At 47.8% G+C, this 14,368-nt stretch carries 11 protein-coding genes; 2 read left to right on the forward strand and 9 right to left on the reverse strand.

All coding sequences use genetic code 11. From position 1 onward, the window contains the following. Window positions 1-78: 78 nt before the first annotated feature. From BUA17_RS27190 to xylA, 7 genes are all read right to left on the reverse strand, one after another. Window positions 79-2,478, reverse strand: a complete 2,400-nt coding sequence (locus tag BUA17_RS27190; RefSeq protein WP_072735557.1) for a YcdB/YcdC domain-containing protein — start codon at window positions 2,476-2,478, stop codon at window positions 79-81. 203 nt (window positions 2,479-2,681) lie between these two features. Further along, on the reverse strand, window positions 2,682-3,632 hold the full coding sequence (locus BUA17_RS27195) for an alpha/beta hydrolase (RefSeq protein WP_244552238.1): 951 nt from the start codon (window positions 3,630-3,632) through the stop codon (window positions 2,682-2,684). 157 nt (window positions 3,633-3,789) lie between these two features. Continuing rightward, window positions 3,790-4,422 (reverse strand): bifunctional 4-hydroxy-2-oxoglutarate aldolase/2-dehydro-3-deoxy-phosphogluconate aldolase, encoded by a 633-nt coding sequence (locus BUA17_RS27200; RefSeq protein WP_063566578.1) that lies wholly within the window; start codon window positions 4,420-4,422, stop codon window positions 3,790-3,792. Between the two features lie 234 nt (window positions 4,423-4,656). Next, on the reverse strand, window positions 4,657-6,624 hold the full coding sequence (locus BUA17_RS31800) for a glycosyltransferase (RefSeq protein ID WP_063566577.1): 1,968 nt from the start codon (window positions 6,622-6,624) through the stop codon (window positions 4,657-4,659). A 19-nt stretch (window positions 6,625-6,643) separates the two neighbouring features. Further along, a complete protein-coding gene (locus BUA17_RS27210; protein WP_240321507.1) occupies window positions 6,644-7,360 on the reverse strand; it encodes a glycosyltransferase family 2 protein in 717 nt (238 codons plus the stop codon). A gap of 291 nt (window positions 7,361-7,651) precedes the next feature. Further along, entirely contained in the window at window positions 7,652-9,145 is a 1,494-nt protein-coding gene (gene xylB / locus BUA17_RS27215; RefSeq protein WP_072735558.1) for a xylulokinase, read from the reverse strand. Between the two features lie 525 nt (window positions 9,146-9,670). After that, window positions 9,671-10,987, reverse strand: a complete 1,317-nt coding sequence (gene xylA, locus BUA17_RS27220) for a xylose isomerase (RefSeq protein WP_063566575.1) — start codon at window positions 10,985-10,987, stop codon at window positions 9,671-9,673. A 200-nt stretch (window positions 10,988-11,187) separates the two neighbouring features. Here xylA and BUA17_RS27225 point away from each other — a divergent pair, with 200 nt between their 5' ends. Further along, window positions 11,188-12,354, forward strand: coding sequence for an ROK family transcriptional regulator (locus BUA17_RS27225; protein ID WP_072735635.1), 1,167 nt, complete (start codon window positions 11,188-11,190; stop codon window positions 12,352-12,354). A 145-nt stretch (window positions 12,355-12,499) separates the two neighbouring features. After that, window positions 12,500-12,697: a hypothetical protein gene (locus tag BUA17_RS27230; RefSeq protein WP_053779005.1), complete on the forward strand. Its 198-nt coding sequence runs from the start codon at window positions 12,500-12,502 to the stop codon at window positions 12,695-12,697. A gap of 219 nt (window positions 12,698-12,916) precedes the next feature. Here the strand turns inward: BUA17_RS27230 and BUA17_RS27235 are convergent, their stop codons facing one another. Then, on the reverse strand, window positions 12,917-13,147 hold the full coding sequence (locus BUA17_RS27235; RefSeq protein ID WP_024631391.1) for a glutaredoxin family protein: 231 nt from the start codon (window positions 13,145-13,147) through the stop codon (window positions 12,917-12,919). A 59-nt stretch (window positions 13,148-13,206) separates the two neighbouring features. Further along, on the reverse strand, window positions 13,207-14,148 hold the full coding sequence (trxB, locus tag BUA17_RS27240; protein WP_063566574.1) for a thioredoxin-disulfide reductase: 942 nt from the start codon (window positions 14,146-14,148) through the stop codon (window positions 13,207-13,209). Between the last annotated feature and the right edge of the window lie 220 nt (window positions 14,149-14,368).

Consider the following 14,368-nt stretch of genomic DNA (forward strand, 5'->3'; position numbering starts at 1 on the left):
TGTCTTCAGCAAAACACCCTAACCTACCCGTTATCCTCATCATATGACTCTTCCGGGCATTTATGCAACAAACTCCAATCAATATAAACGATTGCCGCTCATAAAGGTATCCGTCTTGCCCTGAAGCTTGGCCAGACGTTCCAATACCTGAGCCGCCTCGGCAACCGTCACTTTGCGTGCAGGCATGAATCGTCCTTCAATCGAAGGCAACAATCCCAGCTTGATGCTGAGGGAGACCGCTCCCTTGTTGTTGACTGCACTGGCATCTGCCAGGTTGGGAAGATCCGATGGCAATGTGTAGAATCCGGCCAGTTTCTCATAGCGCAAAATGCGCACGAGCAATACTGCCAACTCTTCACGAGTCATTTCCTCTTCTGGACTTAGCTTCGTTTCAGAATCAGCACCCGCTAACCAGCGCTGATCGATCAATGTCCGCACAGCTTGGTAATAAGGGCTCTCCGGGGTAATGTCAGCATATAGCTTCTCAGTCCCGTTTCCACTGTAATACATATCCATATTCGGGTTAACCGCTCTTGCCAGATAGGTAAACCAATCACCCTTCGTGATGACCCGGTCTGGGAATACACGTCCCTGCTCATCTGAAAGAATTACGGCATGTTGAGTCATATTCCGAAGCGCAGCCTCCGCCACATGACCCGAAATATCACTAGGTTCAACATTCGCTGTGGCACTTCCAGTACCGTATAAAAACTTCCATTCCCCAGTGTTAGCATCAAGTACTTCATAACTGGCGGAAATCGAATTTCCATTTCGTGTAGGCTGGTAAACCAGGTTTACACCCGAGGGAACGACCTGACCTGTACTCATGGCATAACCACCGTAGCGGGAGTAAGCCAGTGTTAACTTGAATGCTTCCAGATAGGTTGCCTTTGCCTTTTCATAACTGATGGCTGGTTTGGTGTTTCCAGGTAATTGTTCAGGCGTTGCAGCAATTCTTGTATAAAATTCGTTGATGGCTCCATCCTTCAGGACTTGTACTTGTACTGTATCATCCATAACCGCAATTCCGTTCATGTAGCGCTGGAACATAAATGTACGTGCACCTTCAAATTCAAGCACGCTGGACAACCTGAATTGTTCTGCTGCACTTGGAACCAATGCAATCACCTTATTGATTGCAAGTTTCTCGGCTTGTGTCCGGGTTACAGACTTAGTCTCATTCTCATCCGCTGGTTTCTCCTGCGCAGCACCCGGCTCCACCCGTTGATACAAGCTGTAACTATAAATCTGTCCAGTAAGCGCATCTACCTGTGCTGAAATATCTCGCATGAACATGTAGGATACATTCGCATTTCGATTGCTCCAGCTCAGGCTCCATACTTGATTGTTAGGACTCGCATACTCACCTTTGCTTAACTGACTATGCTCCAACTTGTAACCTTTCGGAATATCAAAGTTCTTTTTAATGATGTTCTCAGCCTGTTGTGCATTTAATTTCTGGCCGTTCGCTGCGACAAAAGGAGCTACACTTCCTTTTAAAGGTTTATTCTGCTGTAAAGAATCTTCATCACCAATAGCTTTTCCAGTCATCGCGTTAATCGGCTCCAGTGTATTAGCATCCAGCGGAACCATGCTGGAATTCTTCGGCATATAACCAAGATAATACTTTTGTCCTTTGAGCGAGGATAGACGATCATTCGAGATATAAGCGAGCTGTACATCGAATTGCTCCTCAAATCGTTGACTGGCCTTCTCTTCCGATGCTGCCGACTTCGATGAAGGATATTCAGCTCCAGTTGTACTTCTTGAATAGCCTGTCACCAGGCCACTTTCATCCACACTTATGTAGATCGTCTCTGCCTCAGACAACAAACCTTCATGCTTGAGTTGGTAACCATATCGATATTCCGTTCTGCCAAACAAAGATTGCTGTGCAGTGAATTGATACACATCTCCAAGAGAAGCATACTCATTTTCTTTCAATCCGGGAATAGCTTTGAATAGTAATGCCTCTGCATACTTCTCAGCCTCGTCTTTGGTCAATTTGACATCAGAAGCAGTAGACTGCTTATCCAGTAATTCAGAAGGCAAATGTACGCTTAGCACTTCCCCCGTGCCCGCATGTACCGTTGCGCTGAATCCCATCGTATGATTTCCTTCGACAATTTGAAAGCCAATCTCCCACGCCTTGTAATCCGGTGGTGGGTAAGAGTTCGGTGAATCGAATCGTACAGATGAAATCGTCGCCTTTTTTAACAATGGAAATAATTTCAGTATATTCTCGCTGGCTTGCTTGGAGGAGATTTTGGCTCCTTCAGGCACCTCGTTGTCTGTTAATCCAAGTGGTTGTTCCGTTTCCCCCGCTGCGGATTCTGTTACCTGTTCCGCTGTCGCTGCCGACGCGCTGCCTGCAAACCCTGGTGTCTGTGATGCCAGAAGCAAAGTTGCCATGGCTGCTGTAGCCGCTTTGGCTGTAAACATTTTGAATCGCACATTAAAATTCCAATCAAAACTCAAATCTGGACCTCTCCCTTCAATTTCATACAAGGTTGCATGCAAAATAACCTCGCATGAATATTGCCAGTCTATTCTATGATACCATAAGCTTCCTTTTTAATCGTCATTTTCCCAACAATTTTACAAATGTGAATTTCTGCATATTTTATAGAAACAGCAAAAAAACGCCAACCGGGTTGACGTTTCGATGATCAGCTTAAGCATTAAGTGGGCTGAATTTCCTCCATATTGACGTTCGGTATAACAGATTCATTGGACTGAGCCTGCACCTGTACATGAGTTTTCAAAAATGGAATCACCGTATTCCAGAACGCGGGATCTTCTTCTGAACAGCTATGGCCACCGCTATTGACCCATAGATGCTCCACGGGCGGATCCGCTTTGGACATAAAATATTCAAGTTCGCTTGGTGGAATAAAGTTATCACCTTTGGAATGCACCATAAGCATCGGCAGCTGCATGCCTTTGCGCCGTTCGTTCAGCAGCATAACTGGATCGCGCTGGCGATACGTTTTCAGAGATTCACCAAGCCGCCAGAACCAGATTCGCGGAATCAGCTGGGCCAGCGGAAACAGAGGCAGACGTCGCCGTCTCAGCTCGGAACTTACGATAACCTCGAATTGGGATGGCATGGAGTCCGTGATCACCGCTGATACAGGAATGCCCTCCGTCACAGCGAGGATCGTTCCTAGTCCGCCTAAGGAGTGCCCAAGCACACCGATTGCAGCAGGATCAATTTCCGGGCGTGACGACGTATATTGCAATGCTGACAGCAGATCGTCGCGGAACAGGTAAGCTGAAGCCGCTTTAACTGGATCACTGGCTCCATGGCTTCGAACATCGTACATAAAGAGCGCATAACCTGCTTCCCAAATGGGACGAGCATAACGGAGGACACGTGATCGGTTGGAGCCCCATCCATGTGCAATAATAACCAAAGGCCAAGGCTTCGGGATATGAGCTCCAGCCGGAATGAACCAGCCATGCACTCGCCCGCCTCCACTCTCAAAGGTTATATCCTCAAATGGCATGGGCGGTGTGAGCGTAATCGGAATCTTTTTGGGGGTCTGACTATTCACCGCTGCCTTCCATAAACCACCCGCAGTTACCGCGGCAACAGCAATCATCCCGCCAATCATCGTTTTAGCTTTCACTGGTGTCACTCCTCTCCGTTTTCTGGCCTAACTCCATCATAAGACAGCAAGGTTAACCGGACGTTAATCCACATCACTTCTTATATTATCTAATGGTACAGAAGCTCTCCTTATATATACCCCGATGTGTCTGGTCCACTTCTGTTGGTTTCCTGGTTCAACCCTCGAGTTTCGCTATTTCCACAAATGCACGTGTGCAAGCGGCAATCTGCTCATCATTCCCTGCTGCAAGTGCTTCTCGTGGCAAAAGTGCACTTCCAAGCCCCACTGCCGCCGCACCCGCTGCATAATAATCTGCAATGTTATCCAGGGTGGCTCCTCCTGTTGCAAGCAGTGGAATATGATTCAGTGGAGCCTTAATTTCACGTAAATACGGAATACCCAGACTTGCCATTGGGAACAGCTTCACCACTCTTGCTCCTGCTTCATAGGCAGCCACAATCTCCGTTGGCGTCATCGCACCGGGCCAGATCTCCACTCCATGTTCTACAGCATATTCAATAACAGACAGATCGACATTCGGAGACACGAGAAATTGAGCACCCGCTGCGACGGCTTCTTTGGCCATCTGCACATTGAGTACCGTGCCCGCCCCGATATAAGCCTTCCCCTCATGCCTTGCACGCCAGTCTGCAATAATATCGTGTGCCCCAGGTGTGTTCAGCGTCACTTCCATCAGTCGGATTCCACCATCAGTCATTCCCTGCCCTGCTGCCTGAGCAGATTCACGGCTAATACCACGAACAATAGCCACCAGTCTCGATTCCAATAATACTTCCGTCAGATTCATGCCAACTTCCCCTTGTTTCATAGATTCGGCAGCCGAAGACAAGTATTCGTTATCACCGCTTTTCCGTTAGTCACTATTGTAAAGCATATCGTCCCCTGGATGAAATCATTTGATCCAATTTCTTGTGAGAGTGTGTGCACCAATGTCTCCGTTATAAAGTTAAATAAGAACACAAAAACCTCTCCATGGAGAAAGGGATTATTCATCCACTTTATTCCATTAGAGAGGTTTGCTCTAAGCATTTTCCAGCACGTTATTATCCTTCTCCAGATCCTTAAAATACTTATCATTATACAACATGCTGGGATGTGTTGGATGGTACATCAAAGCAATGTCATTGTGCTCTTTGGCTTTTGCCCGATTGCCCATCCGGTCATAACACACACACAATTGTAGATGCGGCATCCATGTCCATGCAGCTTCATTCAATACTACCATTGGATCGGTCGGGCGTACGGCGCGGGTCGCCTGTTCATACCAGTATAAGGCTTTGCGGTAATCGGCACGGTCGGCAAAATATCCACCCAATCGGCAGCAGATCTCTGCCCTCGGCAAATCAAAGGCAAAGGATCTCAACAATGCCGAGACTTCCTTTTCCGAACGTTCAAGTGATACCTCGCAATCAGCTATTTTCTGGCATGCTGCGATCTGATCCTCCACCCATCCCAGCCCGGTGTCCAGAAATTTTCCATAGTACTGTACCGCATCTTCAAGATGCCCGTGGTCTTTCAATTCATTGCCAAAATAATATAAATCACGCGGAGAGAACTCCTCCCCTGCCTGTTCGCGTTTGCGATAAATCTTTAGATTGCGATCGGTGTATTCCTTATCTTTCTTATGCGTGACTGCCACGTCGCTATGCAGCAGATGACCGGCCACTTCCAAATATTCATGCACGGCACCAATCCAGCGATAATTCCGATCCCTGCGCACCAGTCGGTTCCGCCTCAGACTATATGCCACCTTCCCCTCCGCCGTAAAGGACAGATGATAATCCATCGTCACACTATCCACAGCAGGGTCCAGGGAGCGCTTCAGATCAATGAGCTTCACCCGGTCATCCGGTTCAAACACATCATCTGCATCCAGCCATAATATATATTCACTTGTTGCTTGTTCAAAGGCAAAGTTCCTTGCTGCCGCAAAATCATCCACCCATTCAAAATCAATGATGCGTTCCGTATAACGAGCTGCGATCTGACGCGTCTGGTCCGTCGAACCCGTATCTACAATTACAATCTCGTCAGCGATCCCATTAACAGAGTCCAGACATCTGGAGAGGGAAGCCTCTTCATTTTTCACAATCATACACAGCGAAATACTGATCGATTCCTCTCCGCGTATGGCTCTGCGATTAAAAGCAGCTACTCCGGGCAATTCCGATAGTCGGTAGATGTGATAGGCCGGAAAATGTGTATCTACGTATAAACGGAACCCCAGTGCCTGAGCACGGATGCAAAAATGGCGATCTTCTCCCCAGAAAGATACATTCGGAATCTGGTCATAGGAAACTCCGGACTCCAATACGTTCCTGCGAATAAGGGTACACGCCCCAAGTCCACCCACTTCATAACAACCCGGGGTACGCAATTGCCTCAGGAATGCATCCGTCTGTGTACCTTCGTCCTCTGCTTCCTCCCCTGTATTGCGTTTGCCTCCCTTGCGAAACAGGGCGTACTCATCCTGCAACCAGACTTGTGGCATTTCCCTTGTGCCCGGCTGCCATCGAGTCCAGAAGATATTGGAGATGATCTCCTTCCTGTTCGATACGAGCTGTTCCAATGTCCGTGGATGCAGGACGAGATCGGAATCAATCAAGAACACGGCATCGTACTTCTGGTCACGGGCATATGCCAAAATACGATTTTTCAGTCCGGCTACCCGCCAGATCTGTTCGTCACGCCAATAGTGCCCACCCTCGTCCTTGTTGTAAATTCCTTTTCCCTGATTGGCATCTGTTTCATCTACATTCGCATCCAAAAGGTTGCCTTCATGCCGAAGTACAAACTCCTGGAGCATATTGGATGCCGCTTCTTCTTCGTTGTCGTCCACAAACAGATAGTCTGTCGTTACCGTCGTTCTCTCAAGCGATTCCAAGGACTGGAGAAATTCACGGAGTACCGCAGCCGTCTGCCGAACAGGGCTTGCGATAAGAATCTTTTCCTTTGGCTCTTCTTTACCTTTTTCTTTTTCCTTCTTCAACTCTATTGTCCTCCTTCCCTTATTCCGACCATTCCAGAAGTATTGGATCTGCATCCAAAATGGATTCGTACTGTTCCTTCCAGCCATATCTCGCATCCGGGTCCAGTGCTTGATAACGCTCGTATTTACGAATCCGGTCCTCTGCACGCGCCCAACCATAGTGCTTCACTCGAGGGGAGTGACATCCATAGGCAAAATGCTGAATCGTTAGCGGAAAACGGCCGCAGTGCTGCGGGGTTTCCTTCCACTCATAGCTCCATTCCGGTCGGTATCGGACCAGAAATGGCCGATAATACGCATGAGCCTGCCAGTATTGGTCTTCCCGGTAATGTGTATCGCTCCACATATCAAACAACCTGAAATAAATGGCGTCCTCCGTTCCACCCAACAGTTGATTCCGTACAATACCAAAATCCGTTGTCAGAATTTCATCCGCGTCCAGGTTCAAGATCCATTCCGGTCCGGTAGCCACTGTTGTCTCCCACTGCTGCTTGCGTAAACTCACCTCATCTGCAAATAGGGAGGCCGGATTCACAATCAACGTAAGCGGGATTCCCTCCAGCATTTCCTGGCATAAAGCGACGGTATGGTCTGTACTTCCGTCGTCAATGATCACCGCACGATCAATCCACGGTCGGTGAGTCTCCAACGCCTGTCTGAGATACCTGTGCTCCTCATTGCGAACAATCATGGACAAGGTGACATGCGGCCTCGTGGTTGCTTCACGATCTTCCAACTCCCCACCTCCAGGCTGAGTCTGTCACGCGTAATAATTGATGTGATATGAATGATTAATTGGCTGAACCTCTATTAACCTCAATATCTAATCTATGCACGTCTGGAACAGGGTTATGTCTGGCAGGGAAACCTTTCATGACGTTTAGGAATCTTGAAATATGATATGCCCTTCTCTCATGAACAACGACAAAAAAGGCACCCGCTTTCGCAGGTACCTCCTTAATGGAATATTTCATTGGTTTAATAGTTAATGACCTATTGAGATCTCAATATAGATGAGGTTGAATAATCAACGATATGCTGCCAGACGATCATTCAAGCTGCGTGTTTGCCCGTACACATCCTGATACAGTGCAAACAGTCCGTCGTACACCTTAACCGTTTCCGGGTTAGGCACATAGGATTTGGCAGGACGAATGAATGCTGCTGCACATTCCTGCAAGGATGGGAACCAGCCACAGCCATAAGCCGCCAGCATTGCCGCGCCCATTGCTGGGCCCTGTTCACTTTCCAATTTCACAATGGTTGCATTGAAGACATCGGCCTGCATTTGCAGCCAGGCTTCATTTTTGGCGCCGCCACCAATGGAAATAACTTCATTCACTGTTTTGCCAGCGTTACGCAGAATATCAATGGACTCACGCAGTGAGAACGTAATGCCCTCCATCACAGCACGTCCAAAATGCTCCAGCTTATGTCCGGCATCCATGCCGATAAAGCTGCCACGAATGTTTGCATCCGGGTGCGGTGTACGCTCGCCGACGATATAAGGTGTGAACAGCAACCCGTTGCTTCCCGCTGGAATCATATCAATGCCCTGCAAGAGCACATCAAATGATTTGTCTGCTGCAAACGTATCCTTGAACCAGGACAGGCTGTATCCTGCCGCAAGGGTTACTCCCATAATATAGAAGGCATCTTTCTCGCCATGGTTAAAAAAGTGCACTTTGCCTTCGAAATCGAGATCTTTACGCTCTTCATAGGAAAGCACTACCCCGGACGTTCCGATGCTGCACATCGTCTGTCCTTCACTCAGAATGCCTGCGCCAATGGCTCCGCATGCATTGTCTGCACCGCCTGCATATACTTTGGTTACGGCTGCAAGTCCGGTTTGATCCGCAATCTCAGGCAGCAATGTGCCCACTTCTTCAAATGACTCCACAAGGCGTGGACACAAGGAGAGCGACAGCTCAAAAGCTTCCGCGATTTCCTTGCTCCACTGCTTGCCTGCAACGTCTAGCAGCAATGTGCCTGCTGCATCCGAATAGTCCATCGCATAATCACCTGTCAGGCGATACCGCACATAGTCCTTCGGCAACAGGAACAGCGCTGCCTGTTGCAGCAATTCCGGCTCGTTTTCCTGTACCCACAGGATTTTGGGCAGGGTAAAACCTTCGAGCGCACGGTTGCGGGCAATACTTAACAATTTGCTATCCAGCACCTTCTCAATGCGGCGGCACTGCGCTGTTGTCCGTGTATCGTTCCACAGAATGGCATTGCGCAGCGGTTTACCTTCGGCATCCACCAGCACCAATCCATGCATCTGTCCGGAGAAGCTCAGTCCTTCGATTTCCGAAGGATGTACGCCTGACACCTCCAGCAATTTGCGCAGCGATACAATCGTCTGCTCTACCCAATCTTCGGGGTTCTGCTCACTGTATCCAGCTTTGGGCTGGTACAGCGGATAAGCCTCGGAAGCTTCAAACGCCACTTTTCCTTCACGGTTAACCAGCACCGTTTTAACTGCACTTGTTCCCAGATCGACACCAATTACGTAACTCATGGGTTAACTCCTCTCGTTTATCTCAGGTTATATCCACGAAGAATCCAAGTTTACATGAGAGTCACTCCGTGATCAGAAAACCCTTGGATCGCCGTTACCCCCGGATTTCCTTCATCCCTTTTACATGGGAGAAATCCGGGGATAAATGCGACCGCTTCGCTTCCTCCGGGTCCTTTCTGCTCACTCCGTTCTGCATGCTTAATCATGGACACACATGGATATGAAACGAGTAAAACGTACTCGTTTCTGTAGCTAAAATCGTGCCTACGACCTATATCTGTCATTAGTAGTGGACACGCAAACCATAATGCACAAGAAACTCATTCGGTTCAAGGATCAAAAAACCGCCCCCGCCTTCCCAGGGGAAAGTCGGGGACGGTCCGAATGTCATGCTTGTTCAGGCGTTCCGTGGTACAAGCTTAGGCTATGCTGGCGTGCACACTTTGTTATACTCCTGCACAAGCGTTACTACAGGCAAAACGTATGGTTGGTTCACAATCTTCCATACCAAAAGCCTAACTGATATTAGTCAGCCAGGATGTATTGGTTGAGTTTTGCTCTCAGCAATTCCTGACGTCCGGATTGGTTTTTGCGTGGGCTTTCGTTGTTCAGCGCGTACTCTGCAAGGGAAGCCAGTGTTGCTTTACCTGCAACCACATCTGCACCGATACCTTCGCTGAAGCTGCTGTAACGTTTTTCGATGAAGTCATCGAATACACGATCTTCAATCAATTTCGCTGCTACTTTCAGACCTTTAGCATACGTATCCATACCAGCGATGTGTGCCAGGAACAGATCGTCTGCTTCGAAGGAACCACGACGTACTTTGGCGTCGAAGTTCACACCACCACGTCCGATACCACCATTTTTCAATACTTCGTACATTGTCAATGTAGCATCGTACATATCAACCGGGAACTCATCCGTATCCCAACCGATCAGCATGTCGCCTTGGTTGGCATCGAGGGAACCGAGCATGCCGTTTGTACGGGCAACGCGGATCTCGTGATCGAATGTGTGACCAGCCAGTGTAGCATGGTTAGCTTCCAGGTTCAGTTTGAAGTGTTTGTCCAAACCGTATTTTTGCAGGAAGGCAATGGAAGTTGCTGCATCATAGTCGTATTGGTGCTTCGTTGGCTCTTTCGGTTTAGGCTCGATCAGGAATTGTGCATCGAAGCCAATTTCCTTCGCGTAGTCTACTGCCATGTGGAACATACGGGCAATGTTGTCTTGTTCCAGTTGCATGTCTGTGTTGAGCAATGTGTCATAACCTTCACGACCGCCCCAGAACACATAGTTTTCTGCGCCCAGACGTTTACCCACTTCCAGACCTTTTTTGATTTGCGCTGCAGCATGAGCGTACACATCTGCGTTGCAAGTGGAAGCTGCACCAAACATGAAGCGTGGGTTGGAGAACATGTTTGCTGTATTCCAAAGCAGTTTTTTGCCGCTGGATTTCATGTGACCTTCAATCAGGTCAACGATCGTATCGATGTTGCTGTAGAACTCACGCAGGCTGTTGCCTTCTGGTGCGATGTCCACATCGTGGAAACAGAAGAACGGGAGATTCATTTTTTCCAAAAATTCAAATGCTGCTTCCACGCGTACTTTCGCGAGGTCCAGACCGGAGTATTTATCCCAAGAACGAACAGCAGTCTCCGCACCAAACGGGTCACTACCGCCCGCTGTTAATGTATGCCAGTAAGCCATGCCGAAACGGAAGTGCTCTTCCATCGATTTGCCGGCTACAACTTCTTCCGGATTATAATGTTTAAAAGCAAATGGATTCGTGGAATCTTTACCTTCGAATGAAATTTTATTAACGGATTCAAAATAGGCCATGTAAAATGCCTCCTCAATAGTTTTGAAAGTAATCGTTTACAACGTTATCCTAACACATCGGTTATACTTTGTCTATTGGTTAAACAAAGTAAAAATAAAAATGTTTTTTGCATGTTTGTTTACGCTATAATAGTCGAATAGCTTGTTTACGGATTGTGGGTCTGAACCCTTTTATAGAAGAATAGGAGTGCCTTATGGATATGAAAATTACCGGAGACCAGATGCTGGTCAAAAAAATAAACAAGTCGATCGTCCTCGATACGATTCGGCGTCATGCCCCCCTCTCCCGTGCACGGGTATCCGAGATTACAGGGCTGAACAAAGCAACGGTATCCAATCTGGTTGCCGATCTGATCAATGATGAACTCTTGCAGGAAATTGGCCCTGGGGAATCCAGCGGTGGACGTAAACCTCTGATGTTGCTATTTCGCGGTACATCGGGATATGCCGTGGGTTTGGAACTTAGCGTGACCCATTTAAAGGGTGTGCTCACCGATCTGGAAGGTCATATCATCACAGAGTACGCCGTGAAGCTGGAACAACATGATGTGTCCTCTGTATTTGAACAGTTGAAACTTGCGGCAGAACATCTGATTCAGGCAGCCCCTGCCTCCCCTCACGGGGTAATTGGCATTGGAATCGGGGTGCCGGGTATGGTGGACGAGGAAGGAACGGTGCTGTTTGCACCCAACTTGGGGTGGGAGAAGGTTCCCCTGCGTGCCATGCTGGAAGAAGTATTCGAACTGCCTGTCACAATCGATAATGAAGCTAATGCGGGTGCGCATGGAGAGTTGAATTTTGGTGCGGGTATCGGTGTACGTCATCTGATCTATATTAGTGCAGGCATCGGGATTGGTTCAGGCATTATGGTGGATGGCGAGCTGTACAAAGGTGCCTGGGGATATGCCGGAGAAACAGGCCATATGTCCATTGAAGCAGAGGGCAGACCTTGCTCCTGTGGCAATCGTGGCTGCTGGGAGTTATATGCTTCGGAGAAAGCTTATGAGCACCCGGATCATCAATTGCTTTTGCCGGCACATACTACACGGGAATTGATTGATTATGCACAGCAAGGCCATGAAGATGTATTGAAACTATACCAGGAAATCGGCCGCAAACTGGGGGTTGGCATCACCAATATCGTCAACAGTTTTAATCCTGAGCGCATCATTATCGGCGGCCCTCTTTCGGAAGCAGGACCATGGATTGAAACGGCGCTAAAACAAGTGGTGGAGGAACGTACGTTGCCCTATCACCGCCGCAGTTTGCAGATTGAATGGGCTGCTCTGGGCAGTCGGTCCACACGTGTGGGTGCCGCTTACTCAGCAATTTCCCAATTTCTAGGTAAAATAAGAGTGTCCGTCTAATAACCGCTGAAAATTGACATCATTTTGCCCCATTTCCTCCCTTTTTGTTAAAGAAATCCAGAGGTATAATAGGGTTATGTGATTTTTGTCATGGCGGCATGAATGTCGCCGTGTTAATTCCGATGACGAAACGGAGTGAAAATTCGTGACCTACGTGGATACTTCAGATATCTCGGCGCAAATGTTTGTCACCGTACTCCTGTTCCTGATCGTGCTTGCGCCGCTGTTCAGCCTTGGCATACTTCGATTGTTTCAGAGCAAAAAGAAGGCTGGTTTCATGTACATGCTGTCAGGCGTACTGGTGTATGTAGTATTTCAGACCTTTATGAGTATATTTTTTTAGATAAAATATGTTTGATTTTAACGTCAAATCCCTTTTTACATCCACAAAAGAGTTCATGAAACATGTGCTCTGTTGTAGCTGTGAAAGGGGATTTTTCATATTGCAAATAAAAGAAGCCTCAGTCCTGATTCGGACTAAGGCTTCTCCAATATATATTCAAACGGCTCGCGCGAACCGGAATAGCTGCATGTGACTTGAACTTACCCTATACAGGGTAAATTAAGCGTCCAGCGCTTTGGCGAATTGAGTTTTGTTCATACCCAGAATACGGTGTTCACCAATGACAGTCAGAGGTACGGCACGTACGCCCATATCCCATACTTGTTGTGCGAACTCGTCGCTTGTCTCAATGTTGCGCTCTTCATAAGAGATGCCTTTGTCAGCCAAGAAGCTTTTTACCGATTTGCAGTTTGGGCAGTTGGTTGATGTGTATACAATTACGTTTTCCATGTTTATTCACCTCATATTGTTTTTTATGAACTAATCTATTGATCAAAACAGCTCTTCCCTTACAGAACTACTGCGCTGTGCTCCAAGCTCTCAATATATTTCTCTGTATCCATCGCAGCCATACATCCACTACCTGCTGCTGTGATCGCTTGTTTGTAACGGGTATCCTGCACATCACCACAAGCGAATACGCCTGGGATATTCGTTTCGGATGTGCCCGGTGTAGTCAGAATATAACCGTGTTCGTCGGTTGTGATCTGTCCGCCCAGGAATCCAGTGTTTGGTGTGTGACCAATTGCAACGAATACACCGCTAGCAGGAATGATTTCTTCTGTACCTGTTTCGTTGTTCAGTACTTTCAATCCAGTTACGCCGTTGTCGCCAGCCAGCACTTCAAGAGGGGTACGGTTCAATGCCATTTCCACTTTCTCATTGCTGCGTGCACGATCCTGCATGATTTTGGAACCACGTAGTTCTTCACGACGGTGTACCAAAGTCACTTTGGAACCGAAACGGGACAGGAAGCTCGCTTCCTCCAGCGCGGAGTCGCCACCGCCAATAACGATGATTTCTTTGTTGCGGAAGAAGAATCCGTCACATGTCGCACAAGTGCTGACACCACGGCCTACATTCGTTTCTTCTCCAGGAATACCGAGGTATTTAGCAGATGCGCCTGTAGACAGGATCAAAGTTTCGGATACGAGTTCACCCATACCTTCAACCTGAATTTTGAATGGACGCTCGCTCATATCGATGTTGTTTACCCAGCCTGTACGGAATTCTGCACCGAAGCGTTCTGCTTGTTTGCGCATATTGTCCATCAGTTCAGGACCCATAATGCCGTCAGGGAAACCTGGGAAGTTCTCTACTTCTGTTGTTGTTGTCAATTGACCACCAGGTTGCGGTCCTTCAATAACGAGTGGGCTCAAGTTGGCACGTGCCAAATAGATTGCTGCTGTCAGCCCTGCAGGGCCTGTTCCAATAATAATTGATTTATACATGTATAGTTCCTCCCCCGGGTTCTGCAAAAAGGTCAGGCTCTCCGGCATCAAAAGCAAAGGCTTTTGCATACACTAGAACGAAAGCCTACATCATGTCCACATGACCTGCCCGTTATGACAATTAACCTATGCAGAAACGGAATTCTAATTTATAATCATTCTAATCTGTTGTTCATTATGATCTCTTTTATGTACGGTGTCAATGCTCGGCAGCGATTAT

The sequence above is a fragment of the Paenibacillus sp. ov031 genome (genome assembly GCF_900143165.1).
Taxonomy (GTDB): Bacteria; Bacillota; Bacilli; order Paenibacillales; family Paenibacillaceae; genus Paenibacillus; species Paenibacillus marchantiae.